Source organism: Nocardioides cremeus, from assembly GCF_030518195.1.
Classification (GTDB): domain Bacteria; phylum Actinomycetota; class Actinomycetes; order Propionibacteriales; family Nocardioidaceae; genus Nocardioides; species Nocardioides cremeus.
The window spans coordinates 46,145-69,920 of the sequence record NZ_JAULSC010000022.1; the positions used below are offsets into that span (position 1 = coordinate 46,145).

25 protein-coding genes are annotated in these 23,776 nt (G+C 73.5%); 20 read left to right on the forward strand and 5 right to left on the reverse strand.

Annotated elements, in window-relative coordinates; translation table 11 throughout:
* The first annotated feature begins 12 nt into the window (after positions 1-12).
* Both hisG and QWJ41_RS17660 read left to right on the forward strand, forming a co-directional pair.
* On the forward strand, positions 13-861 hold the full coding sequence (gene hisG, locus QWJ41_RS17655) for an ATP phosphoribosyltransferase (RefSeq protein ID WP_302709757.1): 849 nt from the start codon (positions 13-15) through the stop codon (positions 859-861).
* Complete coding sequence (locus QWJ41_RS17660) at positions 845-1,315, forward strand: PH domain-containing protein (RefSeq protein WP_302709758.1); 471 nt, start codon at positions 845-847, stop codon at positions 1,313-1,315. Before hisG ends, QWJ41_RS17660 begins: the two co-directional genes overlap by 17 nt.
* A gap of 9 nt (positions 1,316-1,324) precedes the next feature.
* Here QWJ41_RS17660 and QWJ41_RS17665 read toward each other — a convergent pair whose 3' ends face one another.
* The 4 genes from QWJ41_RS17665 to QWJ41_RS17680 are packed head-to-tail and all read right to left on the reverse strand — an operon-like array spanning position 1,325 to position 4,580.
* Positions 1,325-2,245: an aldose 1-epimerase family protein gene (locus QWJ41_RS17665; protein ID WP_302709759.1), complete on the reverse strand. Its 921-nt coding sequence runs from the start codon at positions 2,243-2,245 to the stop codon at positions 1,325-1,327.
* A gap of 10 nt (positions 2,246-2,255) precedes the next feature.
* Entirely contained in the window at positions 2,256-2,864 is a 609-nt protein-coding gene (locus QWJ41_RS17670) for a nucleoside/nucleotide kinase family protein (protein WP_302709761.1), read from the reverse strand.
* Between the two features lies 1 nt (position 2,865).
* Complete coding sequence (locus QWJ41_RS17675) at positions 2,866-4,116, reverse strand: amino acid deaminase/aldolase (RefSeq protein WP_302709763.1); 1,251 nt, start codon at positions 4,114-4,116, stop codon at positions 2,866-2,868.
* Positions 4,116-4,580 (reverse strand): hypothetical protein, encoded by a 465-nt coding sequence (locus QWJ41_RS17680; protein ID WP_302709764.1) that lies wholly within the window; start codon positions 4,578-4,580, stop codon positions 4,116-4,118. Before QWJ41_RS17680 ends, QWJ41_RS17675 begins: the two co-directional genes overlap by 1 nt.
* A gap of 63 nt (positions 4,581-4,643) precedes the next feature.
* Here QWJ41_RS17680 and QWJ41_RS17685 point away from each other — a divergent pair, with 63 nt between their 5' ends.
* The 8 genes from QWJ41_RS17685 (at position 4,644) to pheT (ending at position 12,563) form a co-directional block, all read left to right on the forward strand.
* Positions 4,644-5,189 (forward strand): SseB family protein, encoded by a 546-nt coding sequence (locus QWJ41_RS17685; protein WP_302709766.1) that lies wholly within the window; start codon positions 4,644-4,646, stop codon positions 5,187-5,189.
* Between the two features lie 105 nt (positions 5,190-5,294).
* Positions 5,295-6,248 (forward strand): translation initiation factor IF-3, encoded by a 954-nt coding sequence (gene infC / locus QWJ41_RS17690; RefSeq protein WP_302709767.1) that lies wholly within the window; start codon positions 5,295-5,297, stop codon positions 6,246-6,248.
* Between the two features lie 67 nt (positions 6,249-6,315).
* Positions 6,316-6,510, forward strand: a complete 195-nt coding sequence (gene rpmI, locus QWJ41_RS17695) for a 50S ribosomal protein L35 (protein ID WP_179616425.1) — start codon at positions 6,316-6,318, stop codon at positions 6,508-6,510.
* 83 nt (positions 6,511-6,593) lie between these two features.
* Positions 6,594-6,986 (forward strand): 50S ribosomal protein L20, encoded by a 393-nt coding sequence (rplT, locus tag QWJ41_RS17700; protein ID WP_179616426.1) that lies wholly within the window; start codon positions 6,594-6,596, stop codon positions 6,984-6,986.
* Positions 6,983-7,792 (forward strand): TrmH family RNA methyltransferase, encoded by an 810-nt coding sequence (locus QWJ41_RS17705; RefSeq protein WP_439117344.1) that lies wholly within the window; start codon positions 6,983-6,985, stop codon positions 7,790-7,792. The genes rplT and QWJ41_RS17705 overlap by 4 nt, the downstream gene beginning before the upstream one ends.
* Positions 7,793-7,825: 33 nt before the next feature.
* The gene (locus QWJ41_RS17710) at positions 7,826-8,902 is read left to right on the forward strand and encodes a sensor histidine kinase (RefSeq protein WP_302709771.1); all 1,077 of its coding nucleotides are present in this window, start codon (positions 7,826-7,828) and stop codon (positions 8,900-8,902) included.
* A gap of 52 nt (positions 8,903-8,954) precedes the next feature.
* Positions 8,955-10,064 carry a phenylalanine--tRNA ligase subunit alpha gene (gene pheS, locus QWJ41_RS17715; protein WP_302709772.1) on the forward strand — a complete coding sequence of 370 codons (1,110 nt, stop codon included), beginning with the start codon at positions 8,955-8,957 and terminating at the stop codon, positions 10,062-10,064.
* Positions 10,065-10,070: 6 nt separating this feature from the next.
* Entirely contained in the window at positions 10,071-12,563 is a 2,493-nt protein-coding gene (gene pheT / locus QWJ41_RS17720) for a phenylalanine--tRNA ligase subunit beta (RefSeq protein ID WP_302709773.1), read from the forward strand.
* 183 nt (positions 12,564-12,746) lie between these two features.
* Here pheT and QWJ41_RS17725 read toward each other — a convergent pair whose 3' ends face one another.
* The gene (locus tag QWJ41_RS17725; RefSeq protein WP_302709774.1) at positions 12,747-13,604 is read right to left on the reverse strand and encodes a maleylpyruvate isomerase N-terminal domain-containing protein; all 858 of its coding nucleotides are present in this window, start codon (positions 13,602-13,604) and stop codon (positions 12,747-12,749) included.
* A gap of 96 nt (positions 13,605-13,700) precedes the next feature.
* Here QWJ41_RS17725 and argC point away from each other — a divergent pair, with 96 nt between their 5' ends.
* Genes argC through QWJ41_RS17775 form a run of 10 tightly spaced genes read left to right on the forward strand, consistent with a single transcriptional unit; the run spans position 13,701 to position 23,472 of the window.
* A complete protein-coding gene (gene argC, locus QWJ41_RS17730; RefSeq protein ID WP_302709775.1) occupies positions 13,701-14,738 on the forward strand; it encodes an N-acetyl-gamma-glutamyl-phosphate reductase in 1,038 nt (345 codons plus the stop codon).
* A complete protein-coding gene (gene argJ / locus QWJ41_RS17735) occupies positions 14,738-15,889 on the forward strand; it encodes a bifunctional glutamate N-acetyltransferase/amino-acid acetyltransferase ArgJ (protein ID WP_302709776.1) in 1,152 nt (383 codons plus the stop codon). The genes argC and argJ overlap by 1 nt, the downstream gene beginning before the upstream one ends.
* A 26-nt stretch (positions 15,890-15,915) precedes the next feature.
* Positions 15,916-16,848, forward strand: a complete 933-nt coding sequence (gene argB / locus QWJ41_RS17740; protein ID WP_302709785.1) for an acetylglutamate kinase — start codon at positions 15,916-15,918, stop codon at positions 16,846-16,848.
* A gap of 38 nt (positions 16,849-16,886) precedes the next feature.
* Entirely contained in the window at positions 16,887-18,014 is a 1,128-nt protein-coding gene (locus tag QWJ41_RS17745) for an acetylornithine transaminase (RefSeq protein WP_302709786.1), read from the forward strand.
* Positions 18,014-18,964 carry an ornithine carbamoyltransferase gene (gene argF / locus QWJ41_RS17750; protein WP_302709777.1) on the forward strand — a complete coding sequence of 317 codons (951 nt, stop codon included), beginning with the start codon at positions 18,014-18,016 and terminating at the stop codon, positions 18,962-18,964. Before QWJ41_RS17745 ends, argF begins: the two co-directional genes overlap by 1 nt.
* Positions 18,961-19,515 (forward strand): arginine repressor, encoded by a 555-nt coding sequence (locus QWJ41_RS17755; RefSeq protein WP_439117343.1) that lies wholly within the window; start codon positions 18,961-18,963, stop codon positions 19,513-19,515. The genes argF and QWJ41_RS17755 overlap by 4 nt, the downstream gene beginning before the upstream one ends.
* Positions 19,512-20,945: an argininosuccinate synthase gene (gene argG / locus QWJ41_RS17760; RefSeq protein WP_302709778.1), complete on the forward strand. Its 1,434-nt coding sequence runs from the start codon at positions 19,512-19,514 to the stop codon at positions 20,943-20,945. The genes QWJ41_RS17755 and argG overlap by 4 nt, the downstream gene beginning before the upstream one ends.
* 13 nt (positions 20,946-20,958) lie before the next feature.
* On the forward strand, positions 20,959-21,432 hold the full coding sequence (locus QWJ41_RS17765) for an NUDIX hydrolase (RefSeq protein WP_302709780.1): 474 nt from the start codon (positions 20,959-20,961) through the stop codon (positions 21,430-21,432).
* Positions 21,429-22,886: an argininosuccinate lyase gene (argH, locus tag QWJ41_RS17770; protein WP_302709781.1), complete on the forward strand. Its 1,458-nt coding sequence runs from the start codon at positions 21,429-21,431 to the stop codon at positions 22,884-22,886. The genes QWJ41_RS17765 and argH overlap by 4 nt, the downstream gene beginning before the upstream one ends.
* Positions 22,870-23,472, forward strand: a complete 603-nt coding sequence (locus tag QWJ41_RS17775; RefSeq protein WP_302709782.1) for a DNA-3-methyladenine glycosylase — start codon at positions 22,870-22,872, stop codon at positions 23,470-23,472. The genes argH and QWJ41_RS17775 overlap by 17 nt, the downstream gene beginning before the upstream one ends.
* Positions 23,473-23,776 lie beyond the last annotated feature (304 nt).

The window sequence follows — 23,776 nt, forward strand, 5'->3', positions numbered from 1 at the left end:
GAGGCCACCGCCATGTCGTTGCTGAGAGTGGCGGTCCCCAACAAGGGATCGCTGTCCGTCTCCGCCTCCGAGATCCTCAAGGAGAGCGGCTACCGCCAGCGTGAGGACTCCAAGCAGCTCACGCTCACCGACGCCGAGAACGGTGTCGAGTTCTTCTACCTGCGCCCGCGCGACATCGCGCTGTACGTCGGCGAGGGCACCCTCGACGTCGGCATCACCGGGCGCGACCTGCTGCGCGACTCGGGCGCGAAGGCCGACGAGGCGCTCGACCTGGGCTTCGGTCGCAGCCGCTTCCGCTTCGCTGCGCGACCCGGGCGCTACACCGAGCTCTCCGACCTCGCCGGGGCGCGGATCGCGACGTCGTACACCGGAGTCGTGCGCGCCTTCCTGGAGGAGCGCGGCATCGAGGCCAGCGTCACCCGCCTCGACGGCGCCGTCGAGACCAGCATCCAGCTCGGTGTCGCCGACGTGATCGCCGACGTCGTGGAGACCGGCAGCACGCTGCGCCAGGCCGGCCTGGAGGTCTTCGGCGAGACGATCCTGGAGTCGTCGGCGGTGCTCATCACCCGCACCGGCGACGTCCCGGAAGGCTTCGAGTCGCTCAAGCGGCGCATCGAGGGCGTGCTGGTGGCGCGCAGCTACGTGATGATGGACTACGACATCCCCAGCGACCAGGTCGCCGACGCGGTGCGCCTGACCCCCGGGATCGAGAGCCCCACGGTCGCCCCGCTGCATCGCGAGGGCTGGTCGGCGGTGCGGGCCATGGTCCCGCGTGCCGGCGCGCAGCGGCTGATGGACCAGCTGTGGCAGCTCGGGGCCCGCGGCATCCTGCTCACCGACATCCATGCCTGCCGCCTCTGAGGGCGGCGCGGGGCCGTCGGCTCCCGCCCTGCCGGTGACCTTCCGCCCGCTCGGCCCGCGCATCGTCGGCATCGGGCTCGGCGTCGCCCTCCTCGTGGTCTTCGCGGCCGCGTGGATCAGCTTCGGGCCCGACGTGCGTGCCCGGTTCACCTTCTTCCAGCGCAGCACCCTGGTCTTCCTGGGGGCGCTGGGCTTCGGTGCCATCTTCGCGCTGGTGCGCTCCCGCGTCGACGCGGAGCGTGGGCGCCTGGTGGTCGTCAACGGGTTCCGGCGCCGCGAGCTGGCGTGGGAGCAGGTGGTGAGCGTGCGGATGCCCCCGGGCGCGCCGTGGGCCACCCTCGACCTCAGCGACGGCACGACCCTCGCGGCGATGGGCATCCAGGGCTCCGACGGCGCCCGGGCCCAGCAGGCGGTCCGGCAGCTGCGCGCGATCGTCGCCGACCCGCCGCACTGACCGAGCCGGTCAGTCGACCGCGCGGATGCCCCACGAGCCGGAGTGCTCGTCGCCCGGGCTGCCGGCCGGTGCCAGGACCACCAGGTCGGTGCCCGAGCGCAGCGCGTCGGGCGGCGCGGTCATCGGCTCGACCGCCAACGAGCGGCGGGCGCCGGGGGCACCGTCGGCGGTGAAGACCTGCAGGTGGGTCCAGGTCGGGTCCACCCACAGGCTCACACCCTCACCGCTGCGCGGGTCGCGCAGGGTCGTGGTGGCCCGGCCCCACTCGTCGCGCTCGAGGTCGGTGAACGCGGTGTCGAGCACGGTGGAGCGCAACGGCCGGGAGACCCGGAAGTCGAGCTCGCCGCCGTCGACCGGCTCGGAGCCGACCGCGCGCTTGTAGTCGTCGGTGCGCAGCGCCGTCGCGGCCGGGAGCGTCAGCTCGAGCTGGTCGACGGGGCCGGAGCCGACGCACAGGTAGGGGTGCGAGCCGGCGGCGTACGGCGCCTCCTCGGGCGACATGTTGGTGGCCGTGACGGTCACCGTCAGGCCGTCGGCCGACAGGTCGTGCACCACGTGCAGGTCGAGGGTCCAGGGCCAGCCCGTGCGGGCCATCAGGCGGTAGGTCAGCGAGACCGAGTGGGCGGTGTGCTCCTCCAGGGTCCACGCGGCCCAGCGCACCAGCCCGTGGGAGGCGTTGCTCAGCTCGGGCTCGGTCAGCGGCAGCACCAGGTCGTGCCCGCCGAAGCTGAACCGGCCCTCGGTGAGCCGGTTGGGCCAGGGCACCAGCAGCTGGCCGCGCCCGCCCCAGGAGTGCTCCTCGAGACCGAACCCGTCGACCAGCGGCCGGCCGGCGTACGACAGCTCGCGCAGCGCCGCCCCGCACTCGGTGACCACCGCGCGGTAGCCGCCGCCGGAGATCTCGAACTGGTCTCCGCTGGGTGCAAGCATGCGGCGAACCCTAGTGGTCCGGGACGGCCGCGCGCTCCGAGGTCGCCGCGCCCGGGACGACCGTGCGCGGCGGCACGCTCCCGGTGCCGTCGACGAGCACGTCGGCCCGGCCGCGGGTGCCCTGGCGCTCGAAGTGGTGCGCCTCGGCCTCGGCCCAGGCCTCCCAGTGCGGCTCGAAGGAGTCGCCGTCGCGCTCCACCCCGCGCCGGCGGCGCAGCTCGGTGGGGGCGTCGACCCAGACCAGCACGGTGGTCAGCGGGGAGATGCGGGCGGTGCCGGCGCCGACCCCCTCGAGCACCAGCAGCGGCACCGGGGCGACGGTCACGTCCTCGCCCGGGGCGCCGGCCTGCCAGTCGTAGCGGGTGTAGCTGCTCGCCGCGTCGCGGTCGAGGGGGCTCAACAGCTGCTCGAGCTGGTCGGGCACGTGCGGCAGGCCGTCCCAGCCCTGGTACATGTCGTCGAGACGCACGACGCGGGTGCGCACGGACGAGGCCTCCGCGACGGCGTCCGCGAGCGTGGACTTGCCGGCACCCGAGGGTCCGTCGATGCAGACCAGCCAGCCGGCGCCGCCCAGCGTGGGCGGGCGGCTGGTGGCCAGGTCGAGGACCAGGCGGGCCACCTCAGAAGGCGAGACCGAGGCCACGGTAGGTCTCCACCTCCTCCACGAAGCGGTCATCGGCCAGCAGCCGCACGCTGCGGCCGTGCTCGAACAGCTCGCCGGCCTTGGCGTGCCGGAACCACACGAGGTCGCCGATCGAGAGCATCGACGCTGTGGGCCCCACCAGCGGGGTCTGGACCTCGCCGGCGCCCTCCAGGCCGGTCAGCCGCAGCCCGGGCGGCGCCCAGGGGGTGGGCAGCCGGTCGGGGCCGGCCGCTCCCGAGGCCACCAGCCCGCCTCCGTGGACGGTCGCGACGTCGGCGGAGGGGCGCCGGGTCACCGGGAGCCCGAAGAAGGCGGCCGGTCGCGGCGCGAAGGAGCGGTAGTGGTCGAAGAGCGTCGGGACCAGCAGCCCGGAGCCGGCGGCGACCTCGGTGACCACCGGGTCGGCGGCGCTGGTCTCGACCGAGCCGGAGCCGCCGGCGTTCCACAGCTCGAGCCCCTCGGGGCCGACGAGGTCGAGGAGTGCCGCGTGCACCTGTCGGCGCCGCTCGGCCAGCTGGGCCAGCGAGGCGTCCTTGAGCCGGCGCACCACCAGCGAGCGGGCCCGGGCGCTCGGCACGTCGTCGGGCACCCCGGCCACCTGGCCCTCGTAGGTCATCGCCCCCACCAGGGTGAAGCCGGGCCGGGCCACGACCTCGCGGGCCAGGGCGGTCACGGCCTCGGCGTCGCGCAGCGGGGAGCGCTTGGGGCCCACGTGCCGCCCGCCGGCCTGCAGGCCCGCGTCGACGTCGATCGCCACCCGCACCGGCACCGCCCGCGAGGAGCGCACCGAGTCGACCGCGTCGAGGTGGGCCACGTCGTCGACCATCAGCGTGATCCGGGCCGCGGCGCGCGGGGAGACCACGAGCGCGCCCAGCGCGGCCCGGTCGACGGTGGGGTAGGCGACGAGGAGGTCGTCGGTGACCTCGTGCTCCTCGAGCCACAGCGCCTCGGCGAGGGTGTAGGCCAGCACGCCGCGGAAGCCGTCGCGAGCCAGCGCGCGGGTCATCAGGCTCGGCACCCGCACCGACTTCGAGGCCAGCCGCAGCGGCGTGCCGCCCGCGCGGCGCTCGAGGTCGGCGGCGTTGGCGTCGAAGGCGTCGAGGTCGACGACGAGCAGCGGTGTCGGGGCCGGCTCGCCCAGGGCGCGCACCGCCGCGTCGAGCCGGGCCCACAGGTGGCTGCGCGCCGCCGCGCCGCCCGGCTCGCCGGGGCCGGTGCTGCGGGCCATCAGGAGATGCCGCGCTTGCGCAGCAGCGCCTCGATGTCGGCCAGGTCGTCGTCGATGGCGGGCTTGCCCTTGTTGCCCTTGTTGCCCTTGTTGCCCTTGTCAGCGGGTGCGGGCGCCTCGGGGGAGGCGAGCTCGTCGCGCCGGGCCCTGCCCACGCGCCGCGAGCCGGAGCGCCGGTCGAGCAGGCCGGCGCCGACGAGCAGCAGCACCGACGTGCCGGCGAGCGCCGCACCGATCCACACGACGGGGCTCAGCACCAGCCCGAACGCCCAGTCGCCGACCGCGTCGACGATGCGGGTGAACATCTCGAGGGTCCCGGTCAGGTAGGCCGCGGGCACCAGCAGCGTCAGCGCCGCGGCCCGCATGGCCGGCACCGCGCCCCGGCGGCGCCAGGCCCAGACCGTGACGAGGCCGCCCACGACGGTCAGGGTGATCGCGAGCGCTGTCCAGGCTGCCTCGTCCATGCCTCCAGGGTGTCACAGGAGGCCAGCGCGTGGTGCGCACCGACCGGCGGGGATGATGGGGGAGTGGACGACCGCGACCAGGACCAGCACCAGGACCAGCACCAGCGGCTGCTCGCGGGCCCCGGGTTCCCCGGCGACACCGGCGAGGCCGAGCCCGCGCTCGTGGCCGCGCTCGCGGCGTACGACGCCGACCCGCGTGATCCCGACACCTACCTGGCCTGCCTCGAGGTGCTGCGCACCGCCCGGCTGCTGGTCCCCGTCGTGGCGCTGCTCGGCGAGGTCGAGGTCGACGAGCGGGGCCTGGCCCACGACAAGACCAGCGACATGGCTGCGGTGCTGCTCACCGGCGCCGACGGCCGCACCGCGCTGCTCTCGTTCACCGGCACCGCGTCGATGACCGCGTGGGACCCGCAGGCGCGCCCCGTCCCGGTCACCGCGCCGTACGCCGCCCAGGCCGCGGTGCAGGAAGGTGCCGCGGCGCTGCTGGTCGACGTCGCCGGCCCCGCGCGGCTCGTGGTGCAGGGTGGGGACCTCGAGGCGCTGGGCGCCGGGTGGCAGCCGGTGCGGCTGGGCTCGGGCATCGGCTGGCTGCGACCCGGCGAGGGCTGAGGCACCGAGGCACCGAGGCACCGAGGCACTGGGGTCCGAGGGCTGGGGTTTGGGTGCGCGGCGCCGCGTCGGCTAGAGTCTGTCCACGACCGATCGGTCCGTCATGTGCTCCGCGAGGAGTCCACGGCAGGCCGATCTCCAAGCGGAGGCCAGGCACGATCGTCTCCCACCCGCATCGACCGCCAGCACCACAGGTCGTCGGGTCCGGTCCCGGGAGAGCACCCGTGCTCACCCGTAGATGCTGAACCCTGCGTAGGGGGGACGTGTCGCGACTGGCTTCCGCTTGCTGCAAGCGGAAGCCTTTGTTCATTTCCGGCCCTCTTCCACGGCCGGGACGCGCAAGAGCCTCCGAGGACATCCCCACCAGGAGGACACATCAGCACCGAGCTTCGAATCAACGACCGGATCCGCGTCCAGGAGGTCCGACTCGTTGGCCCCAGCGGCGAGACCGTCGGCATCGTTCCCACCGCCGACGCACTGCGCCTTGCCCAGGAGGCTGACCTCGACCTCGTCGAGATCGCCCCGATGGCCCGCCCCCCGGTCTGCAAGCTCATGGACTACGGGAAGTTCAAGTACGAGAACGCCCAGAAGGCTCGCGAGGCCCGGCGCAACCAGACGAACGTGATCATCAAGGAGATGAAGCTTCGTCCCAAGATCGACTCGCACGACTACGAGACCAAGAAGGGTCACGTGGTCCGGTTCCTCAACGCCGGCGACAAGGTCAAGATCACGATCATGTTCCGCGGCCGCGAGCAGCACCGCCCCGAGCTGGGCTTCCGCCTGCTGCAGAAGCTGGCCGAGGACGTCACCGAGCTCGGCTTCGTGGAGTCCTCGCCCAAGCAGGACGGCCGCAACATGACCATGGTCCTGGGCCCGCACAAGAAGAAGGCCGAGGCCAAGGTCGAGCACAAGGCCGCCAAGGAGGCCAAGGCCGCCGAGCGTGCCGCCGAGGAGGCCGAGGAGCGCGCCGAGCGCACCGAGCGCAACGCCGGTCGCCAGGCTGCTCCCAAGAAGGAGCGCGGTCGCTCCGAGAACCTCGATCCCGAGATCGAGGCCTGAGCACCGCCCGGGGCCCGCACGGGTCCCGCACCGAACTGCCGCAGCACGCAACGAGAGAGAGACACAGATGCCCAAGAACAAGAGCCACTCCGGCGCCGGCAAGCGCTTCCGCGTGACCGGCTCCGGCAAGATCCTTCGCGAGAAGGCCGGCAAGCGCCACAACCTCGAGAAGAAGCCCTCGAAGGTCACGCGCCGCATGACCGGCACCGTCGAGGTGGCCAAGGCCGACACCGCGCGCGCCAAGAAGATGCTCGGCATCTGAGCCTCGCCCACCCGTCAACCACCGGGCCGGCGCACCGGCCCTGACGTCGACCACCTCGGTCGGCAGAGCACCAAGGAGACACCATGGCACGCGTCAAGCGCGCAGTGAACGCCCAGAAGAAGCGTCGTACCACCCTCGAGCGCGCCAGCGGCTACCGCGGCCAGCGCTCGCGCCTGTACCGCAAGGCCAAGGAGCAGGTCACCCACTCCCTGGTCTACAACTACAACGACCGGCGCAAGAACAAGGGCAACTTCCGCAAGCTGTGGATCCAGCGGATCAACGCCGCAGCCCGCGCCCAGGGCATGACCTACAACCGCTTCATCCAGGGCCTGAACCTGGCTGGCGTCGAGGTCGACCGCAAGATCCTGGCCGACCTGGCCGTCAACGACATCGCGGCGTTCAACGTCCTGGTCGAGACCGCCAAGAACGCCCTGCCCGAGGACGTCAACGCCCCCAAGGCGGAGGCCTCGGCCTGACCACCCCCTCGGCTCCCCTCGTCGCGGGCAACACCCGCGTCAAGGACGCACGCAGGCTCAGCCGCCGCTCGGTCCGTTCCGAGCGGCGGCTGTTCCTCGCTGACGGCCCGAAGGCCGTCGAGGGCGCCCTCGAGGCGCCCGGCGTGCTGGTGGAGGTCTTCGCGACCCCCGCCGCCACCGAGCGGTACGCCGCCCTGACCGGCGCCGCGCACGAGTCCGGCGTCGCCTGGACCCTCGTCGACGACCGCGCGCTGGCCTCGCTGAGCGATGCCGTCAGCCCCGCCGGGCTGGTCGGCGTGTGCCGCTTCCTCGACACCGACCTCGACACGGTGCTGGGCGCCGCGCCGCGCCTGGTCGCGCTCTGCGCCGACGTGCGCGACCCCGGCAACGCCGGCACCGTGCTGCGCTGCGCCGACGCCGCCGGCGCCGACGCCGTGGTGCTGGCCGGCAGCTCGGTCGACGCCTACAACCCCAAGACCGTGCGCGCCTCGGTGGGCTCGCTGTTCCACCTGCCGGTGGTGGTCGTCCCCGACGCCGCGGGCGCGGTGCGGGCGTTGCAGGCCGGGGGCCTGCAGGTGCTGGCCGCCGACGGCGCCGGCGAGCGCGACCTCTACGACTCCGCGCCGCTGGCGGGGCCGGTGGCCTGGCTCTTCGGCAACGAGGCCTGGGGCCTGCCGCCCGAGCTGGCGGCGCTGGCCGACCACCGGGTCTCGATCCCGATCCACGGTCGCGCCGAGAGCCTGAACCTCTCGACCGCCGCCGCGCTGTGCCTCTACGAGACCGCCCGCACCCAGCGGCGTACCTGACCTCGAGCGGGCCGGCCTCCTAGGGTGGGGCCCATGTCTCCGGTCGCGCCGCCCCCGCCCTCCGACGAGGCCCGGGCGCTGCTCGACGACCTGCCCGACGGCGTGGTGCTGGCCGGCAGCGACGGCAGCGTGCGCCACGTCTCGGCCCCCGCGGCGCGGATGCTCGGCGTCGACGCCGACGCGGCCCGGGGCCGACCGCTGCCCGACGTGCTGCGGCTGCAGGACCGCGACGGCGCGTCCTGGTGCGCCTGCAACACCCCGTTCGAGGGCCTGGCCACCCGCACCGCCGTGCCGGAGCAGCCCTGGTTGCTGCCCGACGGCAGCGAGGTGCTCGTGGCCGCGCGCATCCACCGCACCACCCTGCGCGACCCGGTCGACCGGGTCGCGGTGACGCTGCGCTCGGGCCGCGGCCGGGCGCGCCTCGACCGCGAGCGCTCCGACCTCGTCGCCACCGTCGCCCACGAGCTGCGCTCGCCGCTGACCGGGGTCAAGGGCTTCGTGCAGGCCCTGCTCAACCGCTGGGACAAGCTCAACGACGAGCAGAAGAAGCTGATGCTCACCACGGTCAGCTCCGACTCCGACCGGCTGAGCCGGCTGATCGCCGAGCTGCTCGACGTGGCCCGCATCGACACCGGTCGGCTGCAGCTGCACCGCCGGCCCACCGACGTGGGCGTGATCACCGGGCGGGCGGTCGCCTCGGTGCAGGCCGCCACCTCGCGGCCGGTGCTGCTCGAGGACCCCGGCGACCTCCCCGACGTGCTGGCCGACCCCGACAAGCTGGCCCAGGTGGTGACCAACCTGGTCGAGAACGCGGTGCGCCACGGCGACGGCACGGTGCGGGTGCGGCTCGAGGCGCTGGCCCCGGGCTCCGGCGAGGCCGGGGCCGCGGTGCGGGTCACCGTCGACGACGAGGGCGAGGGCATCCCCGAGGAGCTGCGCCGCCGCGTCTTCACCAAGTTCTGGAAGAGCGGGGCGCGGGGCGGCTCCGGGCTGGGCATGTACATCGTCGGCGGCCTGACCCGCGCCCACGGCGGCCACGTGGGCATCACCGACGCCCCCGGCGGGGGAGCGCGGGTGCAGGTGACCTGGCCGGTCGGTCCCGAGGCCTGAGCCGCGCGCGGTCGTCCGTAGACTGCGCGCGAGCACCCAGCGAGAGGCAGTGATGTCGGGCCCGAACACCGATTACGACCCCGTCGAGGTCACCCCGCTCCAGGCGGAGGAGGTCGAGGCGGCACGTGACGCCGCGATCGCCGCGATCGAGCAGGCCGGCGACCTCGAGGCGCTGAAGCAGGCGCGCCTCGACCACGCCGGCGACCGCTCGCCCCTGGCGCTGGCCAACCGCGAGATCGGGGCGCTGCCCCCGCAGGCCCGCAAGGACGCCGGGCAGCGCATCGGCCGCGCCCGCAAGGACGTGAGCGAGGCGCTCGCTGCGCGCCAGGTGGTGCTGGAGGCCGAGCACGAGGAGCGGATGCTCGTCGAGGAGACCGTCGACGTCACCCTGCCCACCGACCGGCGCCGCGCCGGTGGCCGGCACCCGGTGACCCTGCAGTCCGAGCTGGTCGCCGACCTGTTCGTGGCGATGGGCTGGGAGGTCGCCGAGGGCCCGGTCGTCGAGGCCGAGTGGCTCAACTTCGACGCCCTCAACCTGGGCCCCGACCACCCCGCGCGCACCATGCAGGACACCTTCTGGACCGAGCCGGCCGACCACCACGTCGTGCTGCGCACCCAGACCTCGCCGGTGCAGGCGCGCACCATGCTGACCCGCAAGCCGCCGATCTACGTCGTCTGCCCGGGCCGGGTCTTCCGCACCGACGAGTACGACGCCACGCACAGCCCGATGTTCCACCAGGTCGAGGGCCTCGTCGTCGACGAGGGCATCACCATGGCGCACCTCAAGGGCACGCTCGACCACTTCGCCGGCCAGCTGTTCGGCGACGGCATCGACACCCGCTTCCGCCCGTCGTACTTCCCCTTCACCGAGCCGTCGGCCGAGGTCGACGTGCGCTGCTTCGTGTGCCGGGGCGTCGCTGTGTCATCGGCTGGCGACGCCTGTCGCACGTGCCGCGGCGAGGGCTGGATCGAGTGGGGCGGCTGCGGAGTGGTCAACCCGCGCGTGCTGACCGCCTGCGGCGTCGACCCCGAGGTCTACACAGGCTTCGCGTTCGGCATGGGCATCGACCGCTCGTTCATGTTCCGCCACGGCCTGGAGGACCTGCGACCGCTCTTCGAGGGCGACGTCCGCTTCAGTGCCGCGTTCGGAACCGAGATCTGAGGAATCATGAAGGCACCCGTCTCCTGGATCCGTGAGCACGTCGACCTGCCCGCCGAGGTGGGCACCGAGGAGCTCACCGATCGACTGACCATGCTCGGGCTCAAGCTCGAGGCGATCGAGCGCCCCGGTGAGGAGATCACCGGCCCCCTGGTGGTGGGCCGCGTGCTCACCATGGAGCCCGAGCCGCAGAAGAACGGCAAGACCATCAACTGGTGCACCGTCGACGTCGGCGACGCCAACGGCACCGGCGAGCCGCAGGGCATCGTGTGCGGAGCCCACAACTTCGCCCCCGGCGACCTCGTCGTCACGGTCCTGCCCGGCGGCGTGCTGCCCGGCGGGTTCGCGATCAGCGCCCGCAAGACCTACGGCCACGTCTCGGCCGGGATGATCTGCTCGGCCGCCGAGCTCGGCCTGGGCACCGACGCTCAGTCCGACGCTGGCGGCATCATCGTGCTGCCGCCCGGTGCCGGTGAGCCCGGCCAGGACGTGCGCCCGCTGCTCGGCTTCGACGAGGAGATCATCGAGTTCGAGATCAACCCCGACCGGGCCTACGCCCTGTCGCTGCGCGGCATCGCCCGCGAGGCCGCGCTGGGCTTCGACGCCCCGTTCCGCGACCCCGTCGAGCGCGACCTGCCGCCGGCCGACGGCGCCGGCCACCCGGTCGAGGTCGAGGACCCCGAGGGCTGCCCGGTCTTCGTCGCCCGCACCGTCAGCGGCTTCGACCCCACCGCCGAGACCCCGGCCTTCATCGCCGACCGGATCCGGATGGCGGGCATGCGACCGATCTCGCTGGCCGTCGACGTCACCAACTACGTGATGCTCGAGACCGGCCGCCCGATCCACGGCTACGACCTCGACAAGGTGCAGGGCACCGTGCGCGTGCGCCGCGCCCGCGACGGCGAGCGCCTCACCACCCTCGACGGCACCAAGCGCGAGCTGGGCCCCGAGGACCTCGTCGTCACCGACGACTCCGGGGTCATCGGCCTCGGCGGCGTGATGGGCGGCGAGGCCACCGAGATCTCCGAGTCGACGACCCGCGTGCTGGTCGAGGCCGCCCACTGGGAGCCGGTCGCGATGTTCCGCACCGGCAAGCGCCACAAGATCTCCTCCGAGGCCGGCAAGCGCAACGAGCGCGGCGCCGACCCGACCACCTGCGAGCCGGCCGCCGACCGCGTCGTCGAGCTGCTGACGACGTACGGCGGCGCCACGGCGGAGCCCGGCGTCACCGTCGTCGGTGCGCCCCGGCCCCGCGAGGCGGTGCACCTCGACGCGGGCCTGGCCCGCCGGGTCAGCGGCATGCCCATCGACGACGAGACCGCGATCGCGCACCTGCGCGCCGTGGGCTGCGACGTGGTCGTCGAGGGCGAGCGGCTGCAGGTCACCCCGCCGCCGTGGCGCCCCGACCTCACCGACCCCCAGGACTTCTCCGAGGAGGTCGTGCGGGTCGTCGGCTACGACAAGGTGCCCTCGGTGCTGCCGACCCCGCCGTCGGGTCGCGGCCTGACCCGCGAGCAGCGCCTGCGCCGCCGCGTCGGGCGCACGATGGCCGGCCAGGGCTTCGTCGAGGTGCTCACCTTCCCGTTCATCGGCACCGGCGACCTCGACCTGCTGGGCCTCGGGGCCGACGACGACCGGCGCAGCCTGCTGCGGCTGAGCAACCCGCTCAGCGCCGAGGCGCCGTACATGACCAGCACGCTGCTGCCCGGGCTGCTGCGCGCCGCCGAGCGCAACGTCGGCCACGGCACCACCTCGTTCGCCGTCTTCGAGAGCGCCCCGGTCACCGCGCCGCACGGCAGCGGCCCGGCGCCGATCCTGCCCGTCGACCGCCGACCCACCGACGCCGAGCTCGAGGAGCTCGAGAAGGCGCTGCCGGCCCAGCCGGTGCACCTGGGCCTGGTGGCCGTCGGCGAGGCCGACTCCTCGGGCTGGTGGGGCACCGGTCGCCACGTCGACTGGTCCGACGCCGTCGAGGCCGTGCGCGGCGTCAGCGACGCGCTGGGCCTCGAGCTGCAGACCCGGGCCGCGGCCCTGGCGCCCTGGCACCCCGGTCGCTGCGCCGAGCTGCTGGTCGAGGGTGTCGTCGTCGGCCACGCCGGCGAGCTGCACCCGCGGGTCTGCACCGCCTTCGGCCTGCCGCCCCGCTCGGTCGCCGCCGAGGTCGACCTCGACCTGCTGCTCGAGCGTGCCGTCGACCTGCGCCCCGCGCCGGTCTTCTCGACCTACCCGGTGGCCAAGGAGGACGTCGCCCTCGTCGTCGACGCCGACGTGCCGGCCGCCTCGGTCGAGGCGGCGCTGCGCGAGGGCGCCGGTGAGCTCCTCGAGTCGGTGCGCCTCTTCGACGTCTACACCGGCGACCAGGTCGGCGAGGGACGCAAGTCGCTGGCCTTCGCCCTGCGCCTGCGCGCCCACGACCGCACCCTCGTCGAGGGAGAGGCGGCCGCCGCACGCGACGCCGCTGTGGCCCTCGCCGCGGAGCGCACCGGGGCCACCCAGCGCTGACCCACCCACGCTGACCCGGCCCGAACTTCACCCTGACTCGGCCCGAATGTCGCGCTGACCCGGCCCGGACCGACGCCTCGTCGGTCCGGGCCGGCTCGGTGCGAAGCTAGGGCCGGGTGGGCGCGAAGTTAGGGCCGGGTGGACGCGAAGTTGGGGCCGGGTGGGCGTGAGATCCAGGCCGGGTCAGTTGAGCGGCTGGTCCACGATCGCGGCGAAGCGGGCGTGCACGTCGGGGTCGCCGGTGACGTCGAGCCCGGTGGCAGTGTCGTCGGTGTCGTCGGTGTCGTCGGTGTCGTCGGTGTCGTCGGCAGTGTCGCCGGGGTCGGGGCGGCGCCACAGCCAGGTGAGCAGGAGGGCGGCCGGGCCGGCGACCACCGCGTCCGGGGCCCGGCCGGGGTCGGCGACCACGCCGATGTCGGGCTCGTCGTACGACGTGCCGGTGGCCGGGTCGGTGCCGCTGAAGCGGCCCAGCTCGACCCCGACCCGGTCGCCGGTGTCGGTGCAGTCGACCCGCACGTGCTCGCCCGCGCCCTCGAAGCGTCCCCAGGCGGGGGTGCCGCCGAACATCACGTCGAGCGCCTCCAGCACCCCGTCGGCGGCCAGCACCGGGTCGACCGGGGTGGCCTCGCCGGCGGTCTGCTCGGCGTCGACGCGGTGCACCAGCGCCTCGAGCGCCTGGCGGCGGTAGGTGAACCAGACCGTCTGCTCGGCCGACCAGGTCCAGGCCGCGTCGGCGGGGTCGGCGCGGCGCAGCTCCTCCAGGAGCGCGCTGCTGTGCTGGTCGAAGAGCGCCAGCAGGTCGTCGTACGCCGCCGGCCGCACCGGCGCGGGTGCGTCCTCGGCGGGCGCCGCGGGGCGGGTGCGCACCACCTCGGCCCAGAACCACTGCACCTCGGTGAGGTGCCAGAGCAGGTCGGCGGCCGACCAGTCGGGGCAGCCGGGCACCCGCGCCACCGCAGGGGTGGTGGCGAGCACGTCGCGGAAGCGGGTTGACTCACGCTGCAGGTGCGCCAGCAGGTCGGTGGGGTCGAGAGCCGTCATGGCTGCGAACCTAGGCCGCGCCGGCCGCCGGTGCCACCGGCTCGGGCCCCAGCGCACCCCCCGCTTGCACATGATCATGCAGGTCTGCGTATAGTCATGCATATGGCAAGAGTGCGAGTGGCAGTGGCCGGAGCGAGCGGGTACGCCGGAGGTGAGGTCCTGCGGCTGCTGCTGGCCCATCCCGAGGTGGAGATCGGCGCCCTGACCGGCGCGTCCAACGCGGGCCAGCCCCTCGGGGCCCTGCAGCCGCACCTCGTGCCGCTGGCCGACCGGGTGCTCGAGCCCACCACGATCGAGGTCCTCAGCGGTCACGACGTCGTCTTCCTCGCCCTGCCGCACGGCCAGTCCGGCGAGGTGGCCGCCCAGCTCGGCGACGACACCGTCGTCATCGACTGCGGCGCCGACTTCCGGCTGCGCGACGCGGGGGAGTGGGAGAAGTTCTACGGCGGCGAGCACGCCGGCACCTGGCCCTACGGCATGCCCGAGCTGCCCGGCCGACGCGAGGAGCTGCGCGGCGCGCGCCGCATCGCCGTGCCTGGCTGCTACCCGACCGTCTCGACGCTGAGCCTGGCGCCCGCCATCGCGGCCGGGATCATCGAGCCGCGCGTCTCGGTGGTCGCGGCCAGCGGCACCAGCGGCGCCGGCAAGGCCGCCAAGGCCCACCTGCTCGGCTCCGAGATCATGGGCAACGCCAGCGCGTACGGCGTCGGCGGCGGCCACCGGCACACGCCGGAGATCACCCAGAACCTCTCCGCCCTCACCGACGGCACGGTCGCGGTCAGCTTCACGCCGCTGCTGGTGCCGATGCCGCGCGGCATCCTGGCCACCTGCTCGGCCGACCTAGTCGGCGAGGTGAGCGCCGACAAGGCCTACGCCGTCTACGCCGAGGCCTACGCCGACGAGCCGTTCGTCCACGTGCTGCCCCAGGGGCAGTGGCCCCAGACCAAGTCGGTGACCGGCTCCAACACCGTGCAGCTGCAGGTCACCGTCGACGAGACCGCCGGGCGCCTTGTCGCCGTCGGCGCCGTCGACAACCTGGCCAAGGGCACCGGCGGCGCCGCCGTCCAGTGCATGAACCTCGCGCTCGGCCTCGACGAGGGCACGGGCCTGACCACGATCGGACTGGCACCCTGATGAGCATCACCACCCCCCAGGGCTTCACGGCCGCCGGCGTCCCCGCCGGGCTGAAGTCGACCGGCGCCAAGGACGTCGCGCTGGTCGTCAACGCGGGCCCGCGCTTCGACTCCGCCTCGGTCTTCACCGCCAACCGCTGCAAGGCCAACCCGATCCTGTGGAGCCAGGAGGTCGTCAAGGACGGCACCGTCAAGGCGGTCGTCCTCAACTCCGGCGGCGCCAACTGCTACACCGGCCCCGAGGGCTTCCAGACCACGCACGCGGTCGCCGAGCGGGTCGCCGAGCACGTCGGCATCGGTGCGCTCGACGTGGTCGTGTGCTCCACCGGCCTGATCGGGCTGACCAACGACCGCGAGCAGGTGCTCGCCGGCGTCGACGCGGCGTACGACGCGTTGTCGGCCGAGGGCGGCGACGACGCGGCCGCGGCGATCATGACCACCGACTCGGTGAGCAAGCAGGTCGTGGTCGAGGGCGCCGGGTGGAGCATCGGCGGGATGGCCAAGGGCGCCGGCATGCTCGCGCCCCAGCTGGCCACGATGCTGGTGGTGCTCACCACCGACGCCGTGGTGCCCGCCGACGAGCTCGACACCGCGCTGCGCGCCGCGACCCGGGTCTCCTTCGACCGGCTCGACTCCGACGGCTGCATGTCGACCAACGACACCGTGACCGTGATGGCCAGCGGGGCCAGCGGCATCACCCCCAGCCCCGACGACTTCACCGCCGCGCTCACCCAGGCCTGCACGGACCTGGCGATGCAGCTGCTCAAGGACGCCGAGGGCGCCGACCACGAGATCGCGATCACCACCCTCAACGCCGCCACCGAGGACGAGGCGGTCGAGGTGAGCCGCAGCGTGGCCCGCTCCAACCTCTTCAAGGCCGCGATCTTCGGCAACGACCCCAACTGGGGCCGGGTGCTGGCCAGCATCGGCACCACCGGCGCCACCTTCGACCCCGCCGACCTCGACGTCGCCATGAACGGCGTCTGGGTCTGCCGGCAGTCCACCCCCCACGCCGATCCCGAGAGCGTCGACCTGTCGGCGCGCGAGGTCAGCGTGACGATCGACCTGAAGTCCGGGTCCGAGCGGGCGACCGTCTGGACCAACGACCTGACCCACGCCTACGTCCACGAGAACAGCGCCTACTCCTCATGAGCACTCCTACGAACGACAGCGACCAGATGATCCGCAGCGAGGTCCCCCCGGCCGACCCGGACAAGGCGGAGATCCTCTCCGACGCCCTGCCCTGGCTCAAGCGCTACCACGGCAAGGTCGTGGTGGTGAAGTACGGCGGCAACGCGATGACCGACGACACCCTCAAGCGCGCCTTCGCCGAGGACATCGCCTTCCTGCGCTTCGCCGGGTTCCGTCCCGTCGTGGTGCACGGCGGCGGTCCGCAGATCTCCGCGATGCTCGACCGGCTCGACATCAAGTCGGAGTTCCGCGGCGGGCTGCGCGTGACCACGCCCGAGGCGATGGACGTGGTGCGGATGGTGCTCGTGGGCCAGGTCCAGCGTGAGCTGGTCGGGCTGGTCAACGAGCACGGCCCGCTGGCGGTCGGCCTGTCCGGCGAGGACGCCGGGCTCTTCACCGCTGAGCCGGCCAACACCATCGTCGACGGCGAGGAGGTCGACCTCGGCCTCGTCGGCGAGGTCGCCAAGGTGCGTCCCGAGGCCGTGCGCGACCTCATCGAGGCCGGGCGCATCCCGGTGGTCTCCAGCGTCGCGCCCGACGTCGACGGCCTGGTGCACAACGTCAACGCCGACACCGCCGCGGCCGCCCTGGCGGTGGCGCTGGGCGCCGAGAAGCTGCTGGTGCTCACCGACGTCGAGGGGCTCTTCCGCGACTGGCCCGAGAGCGACGACGTGATCTACGAGATCAGCCCCGAGGCCCTGGCCGACATGATGCCCAGCCTGGCCAGCGGGATGGTGCCCAAGATGGAGGCCTGCCGCAAGGCGGTCGCCGAGGGCGTCCCGCGCGCCACCGTCGTCGACGGGCGCGAGAAGCACGCGGTGCTGCTCGAGCTCTTCACCAACGAGGGCGTCGGCACCCAGGTGCTGCCCGGGGTGGAGACCAAGGTCCGCAAGGCCCGGTCGAAGGCGGTGCGCAAGTGAGCAACCAGGATCTCGGGGAGCGCTACTCCCACTCGCTGATGAACACCTTCGGCCCGCCCAAGCTCGCCCTGGTGCGCGGCGAGGGCGCCCACGTGTGGGACGCCGACGGCAAGGAGTACGTCGACCTGCTCGGCGGGATCGCCGTCAACACCCTGGGCCACGCCCACCCGGCGCTGGTCGCGGCGGTCACCGAGCAGATGTCCACGCTCGGCCACATCTCCAACTTCTTCACCTCCGGCCCCCAGGTCGAGCTCGCCGAGACGCTGCTGCGCCTCGTCGGCGCCGGCCCCGGCAAGGTCTTCCTGGCCAACTCCGGCGCCGAGGCCAACGAGGCCGCGTTCAAGCTGACCCGCCGCACCGGGCGCACCCAGGTGGTGGTCGCCGAGGGCGGCTTCCACGGGCGCACCATGGGCGCGCTCGCGCTGACCTCGAAGGCCGCCTACCGCGAGCCCTTCGAGCCGCTGCCGGGCCACGTCACCTTCGTCCCGTACGGCGACGCCGACGCGTTGCGCGAGGCCGTCAGCGACCAGACCGCGGCCATCCTGCTCGAGCCGATCCAGGGCGAGGCCGGTGTGGTGCCGGCCCCCGAGGGCTACCTGCACGCGGCCCGGGCGCTGGCCGACGAGTCCGGGGCACTGCTGTGGCTCGACGAGGTGCAGACCGGCATGGGCCGCACCGGCGAGTGGTTCGCCCACGCCGGCCAGGTCGTGCCCGACGTGCTGACCCTGGCCAAGGGCCTGGGCGGCGGCTACCCGATCGGGGCCGTCGTCGGCCTGGGCCGGGCCGCCGACCTGCTCGAGCCCGGCAACCACGGCACCACCTTCGGCGGCAGCCCGGTGGCCTGCGCCGCCGCGCTGGCGGTGATCCGCACCGTCGAGTCGGAGGGGCTGCTCGAGCACGCCCGGCTCGCCGGCGAGCGGCTGCGCGAGGGCCTGGGCGCCGACCCGCGGGTCACCGAGGTGCGCGGCCAGGGCCTGCTGATCGGCCTCGACCTCGTCTCCGAGACCGCCGCGGCCGTCGTCGACGCCGCCCAGGACGCGGGCTGGATCGTCAACATGCCGACGCCGAACCGGATCCGCCTGGCGCCGCCCCTGGTGCTCACCGACGCCGACGTCGAGGCGTTCCTGCAGGCCTGGCCGGCGATCCTCGACAAGGCGGGCACCTGATGGCGCGCCACTTCCTGCGCGACGACGACCTCACCCCGGCCGAGCAGGCCCGGGTGCTGGACCTCGCGGCGGCGATGAAGCGGGCGCCGTACGACGCCAAGCCGCTGGCCGGACCGCAGTCGGTGGCGATGATCTTCGACAAGCCGACGCTGCGCACCCAGACCTCCTTCGGCGCCGGCATCGCCGAGCTCGGCGGCAACCCGATGCTCGTCGAGGGCCGCCTGGCCGGCATCGGCATCCGCGAGTCGGTCGAGGACGTCGCCCGGGTGCTGGGCCGCCAGGTCTCGGTCGTGGTGTGGCGCACCTTCCACCAGTCCGACCTCGAGCTGATGGCCGCGCACGCCGGCGTGCCGGTCGTCAACGCACTGACCGACGACTTCCACCCCTGCCAGCTCATCGCCGACCTGCTGACCGTGCGCGAGCAGCGCGGCCGGCTCGCCGGCCTGAGCGTCGCCTTCGTCGGCGACGCCGCGTGCAACATGGGCAACTCGTGGCTGCTGGCCGGCGCGACCGCCGGGATGCACGTGCGGGTCAGCGGCCCCGAGGGGTTCCTGCCCCACCAGGACGTCCTCGACCGGGCCAGCGAGATCGGTGCCGCCACCGGTGGCTCGGCCTGCGCCGAGCCCGACCCGGTCAAGGCCGTGGCCGGCGCCGACGTCGTGGTCACCGACACCTGGATCTCGATGGGCAAGGAGAGCGAGGAGCGGGCGCGCGAGCTGGTCTTCGCCGACTGGTCGCTGACCCCCGAGCTGCTCGCCCACGCCGCTCCCGACGCCGTGGTGCTGCACTGCCTGCCGGCCTACCGCGGCAAGGAGATCGCCGCCGAGGTGCTCGACGGCCCGCAGAGCGCGGTCTGGGACGAGGCCGAGAACCGGCGCCACGCCCAGAAGGCGGTGCTGGCCTTCCTGCTCGCCGGCGGCGAGCAGCCCGCCGTGGGAGGTGTCACGTGACCGAGTTCGCCATGCGCCCCACCACCAAGAACGCGCGCCACCAGCGCATCGTCGAGCTGGTCAGCACCCACGAGGTGCACTCGCAGGGCGAGCTGGCCCTGCTGCTGGCCGAGAGCGGCGTGCGAGTCACCCAGGCCACCCTCTCGCGCGACCTCGTCGAGCTCGAGGCCGTCAAGGTCCGCGCCGCCTCCGGGGCGCTGGTCTACGCCGTGCCCGCCGAGGGCGGCGACCGCCGACCCGTCGCGCCCACCGACTCCTCGGCCGGGCGTGCGCGCCTGGCCCGGCTGTGCGCCGAGCTGCTCGTCAGCGCCGACGCCACCGCCAACCTCGTGGTCCTGCGCACGCCCCCGGGCGCCGCGCAGTTCCTGGGCTCGGCCTTCGACAAGGCCGAGTTCCCCGACGTCCTCGGCACCATCGCCGGCGACGACACCGTCCTGGTCATCGGTCGCGAGCCGACCGGGGGAGACGCCCTGGCGCGCCGCTTCCTCGAGATGGCCGACCACCCGACGTACGACCCGACCTTCACCCCCCAGATCGAGGAGCACCCATGAGCAAGGTCCTGACCACGCTGCCCAAGGGGGAGCGCGTGGGCATCGCGTTCTCCGGAGGTCTCGACACCTCCGTCGCGGTCGCCTGGATGCGCGACAAGGGCGCGGTCCCGTGCACCTACACCGCCGACATCGGCCAGTACGACGAGCCCGACATCTCCGGCGTGCCCGACCGGGCCAAGGAGTACGGCGCCGAGATCGCGCGCGCCGTCGACTGCCGCACCCAGCTGGTCGAGGAGGGCTTCGCGGCGATCGCCTGCGGCGCCTTCCACATCCGCTCCGGCGGGCGCACCTACTTCAACACCACGCCGCTGGGCCGCGCGGTCACCGGCACCATGCTGGTGCGCGCCATGCACGAGGACGGCGTCGACATCTGGGGCGACGGCTCGACCTTCAAGGGCAACGACATCGAGCGGTTCTACCGCTACGGCCTGATGGCCAACCCCGACCTGCGCATCTACAAGCCGTGGCTCGACGCCGACTTCGTCCACGAGCTCGGCGGGCGCGACGAGATGAGCCAGTGGCTCACCGAGCACGGCCTGCCCTACCGCGACTCCAAGGAGAAGGCGTACTCCACCGACGCCAACATCTGGGGCGCCACCCACGAGGCCAAGACCCTCGAGCACCTCGACACCTCCCTCGAGGTCGTCGAGCCGATCATGGGCGTGAAGTTCTGGGACCCCTCGGTGGAGATCCCCACCGAGGACGTCACCCTCGCCTTCGAGGCCGGCCGCCCGGTCGCCATCAACGGCGTGCGCTTCGACGACCCGGTCGCGCTGGTCCACGAGGCCAACACGATCGGCGGGCGCCACGGGCTCGGCATGTCCGACCAGATCGAGAACCGCATCATCGAGGCCAAGTCGCGCGGCATCTACGAGGCCCCGGGCATGGCGCTGCTGTGGATCGCCTACGAGCGCCTGCTCAACGCGATCCACAACGAGGACACGATCGCCAGCTTCCACAACGACGGTCGCCGGCTCGGTCGCCTCATGTACGAGGGTCGCTGGCTCGACCCGCAGTCGCTGATGATCCGCGAGGCGCTGCAGCGCTGGGTCGCCTCGCTGGTCACCGGCGAGGTGGTGCTGCGGCTGCGCCGCGGCGAGGACTACTCGATCGTCTCCACCGACGGTCCCGCGTTCTCCTACCACCCCGACAAGCTGTCGATGGAGCGCACCGAGAACGCTGCGTTCGGCCCGCTGGACCGGATCGGCCAGCTCACCATGCGCAACCTCGACATCGCCGACAGCCGCGCCAAGCTCGAGCTGTACGCCGACCAGCCGCTCGACCAGGGCCAGGTGCTGGTCGAGAACGGCACCCTCTACGGCGAGATCGAGCCCGGCGGCTACGACCGGATCACCAAGAACCCCCGCTCGGCCGACGACATCGACGACGAGGCGCTGGACGCCGCGGCGATGGAGTCCGGCACCGACTGATGGGAGCGGTGTGATGGAGCCGGTGCTGCGCGCGACCGCCCGGGTGCTCCCGGTCAGCGCGGCGGGCGAGTGCCTGCTGCTGCTCGACCAAGACCCCGGGCGGCCCGGCGAGCTGCGGTGGGGCACGATCGGCGGCGCCCTGGACCCGGGGGAGGACCACGTCACCGCGGCACTGCGCGAGCTGCGCGAGGAGACCGGCGTGGTGGCCACCGCCGAGGAGCTGGTGGGGCCCTTCCACCGCGACCACCGGCACTTCACCTACGACGGGCGCGCCTACCTCGGCGACTCGACCTTCTTCGCGCTGCACCTCCCGCGCGACGTCACCATCACCTTCGAGCACCTCGAGCCCGGTGAGGTCGACAACGTGGTGGAGGCACGCTGGTGGAGGCCGCACGACCTCGCCGCCGACGGACGCCTGGTCGCCCCCGACCTGCCTGAGATCATGAGCGCCGCGATCGTCGCGGCGAGAGGAGCAGCACCAGCGTGACCACCGAACAGCCCGGCAAGCAGGATGCGACCAACACCGGCAAGCTGTGGGGCGGCCGGTTCGCCGGGGGACCCTCGCCCGAGCTCGAGGCGCTCTCGCGCTCGACGCACTTCGACTGGCGCCTGACGCCCTACGACCTGGCCGGCTCGCGTGCGCACGCCAACGCGCTGCACCGGGCCGGGCTGCTCGTCGACGCCGACCACGCCGAGCTGCTGCGCGGCCTCGACGTGCTGGGGGAGCGCTACGCCGCCGGCGACCTGCACCCCGACCCCTCCGACGAGGACGTGCACGGCGCGCTCGAGCGGCTGCTGCTCGAGGAGGTCGGCCCCGACGTGGGTGGCCGGCTGCGCGCCGGCCGGTCGCGCAACGACCAGATCGCCACCCTGTTCAAGGTCTTCCTGCGCGACCACGCCCGCGTGGTCGCCGGGCACGTGCTCGACCTCGTCGACGCGCTAGCCCAGCAGGCGCGCACGCACCTGGGCGAGGACGGCGCCGAACCCACGATCATGCCGGGACGCACGCACCTGCAGCACGCACAGCCGGTGCTGCTCTCGCACCACCTGATGGCGCACGCCTGGCCGCTGCTGCGCGACGTCGACCGGCTGGGCGACTGGGACGCCCGCGTGGCCGGCGACTCGCCGTACGGCTCGGGCGCGCTGGCGGGCCAGAGCCTGGGTCTCGACCCGACGCTGGTGGCCGCCGAGCTGGGGTTCACCGGCTCGAGCGCCAACTCCATCGACGGCACGTCGGCGCGCGACTTCGTCGCCGAGCTGGCCTTCGTGACCGCCCAGATCGGCATCGACGTGAGCCGGCTCGCCGAGGAGGTCATCCTGTGGGCCACCAAGGAGCTCGGCTTCGTGACGCTGCACGACTCCTGGTCGACCGGCTCGAGCATCATGCCGCAGAAGAAGAACCCCGACATCGCCGAGCTGGCCCGCGGCAAGGCCGGCCGCCTGGTCGGCAACCTGACCGGTCTGCTGGCCACCCTCAAGGCGCTGCCGCTGGCCTACAACCGCGACCTGCAGGAGGACAAGGAGCCGGTCTTCGACTCCGTCGACACCCTCGAGGTGCTGCTGCCCGCCTTCACGGGCATGGTCGCCACGCTGGAGTTCGACGGCGAGCGCACCGGTGAGCTGGCACCGCAGGGCTTCTCGCTGGCCACCGACGTCGCCGAGTGGCTGGTGCGCCAGAACGTGCCGTTCCGGGTCGCCCACGAGGTGGCCGGTGCCTGCGTACGCCGCTGCGAGGAGCTCGGCATCGAGCTGGACGAGCTGTCCGACGAGCAGTTCGCCGAGATCTCCCCGGAGCTGTCCCCCCAGGTGCGAGAGGTGCTGACCGCCCCCGGCTCGGTGGCCTCGCGCGACGGGCGCGGTGGCACCGCCCCGGTGCGGGTGCGTGAGCAGCTCGACGAGCTGCTGGCTCGAGCGGACGCCCTGCGTGGCCGTCTCGCCTGAGCCGTCGGGACTGCTCCCGCTGCTCGCGGGGCGTCCCGAGGAGGTGGCGCCGCTCCTGCTGGGGGCGGTGCTGCGCCACGGTGACGTGGCGCTGCGGCTCACCGAGGTCGAGGCGTACGCCGGCCAGGACGATCCCGGTTCGCACGCCTACCGCGGCCCGACCCCGCGCACCCAGGTCATGTTCGGTCCGGCCGGTCGGCTCTACACCTACTTCAGCTACGGCATGCACGTGTGCGCGAACGTCGTGGTGGGGCAGGAGGGGACGGCGGCCGCGGTCCTGCTGCGTGCCGGCGAGGTCGTCGAAGGACACGAGACCGTCCGGCGCCGCCGGCCCCGGTCCAGCGAGCGCGACCTGGTCCGCGGGCCGGCGCGGCTGTGCCAGGCGCTCGGCATCACCCTCGAGCACGGCGGCGCCGACCTGGCCGCCGGGCCGGTCACCCTCGAGCCGGGCGCCGCGCCGCAGCACGTCGAGACCGGGCCGCGGGTGGGGCTGCGCGGCGCGCCCGAGCGCCCGTGGCGCTACTGGTTGCCGGGGGAGCCGAGCGTCTCCACCTACCGGCCGGCCGCGCCCCGACGGCCTCGGTGAGGCTGCACCACACCCCGATTTTGGGCCCTGCTCACCCGTGTGTAATGTTCTGTCTCGCCGGAGCACGCAGCTCCACTCGCGGCCCAGAGGGTCGAAAACGAGTGGCTGAGGCATGTCCCGGTAAAGAAATGCATCGCACGGCGTGAGACCGGCTCCACGGAGTTGACTCGCACAAGCCGGATCGGTAAGTTTCTGCAGGTTGCCCCGCCGCTGGTGCCGAGAGGTGCTGGGACGGTGTGCGTCTGATTCTTGAGAACTCAACAGTGTGTCATAGTCGACGAATTAGTTTGTTATGCCCCGTCGA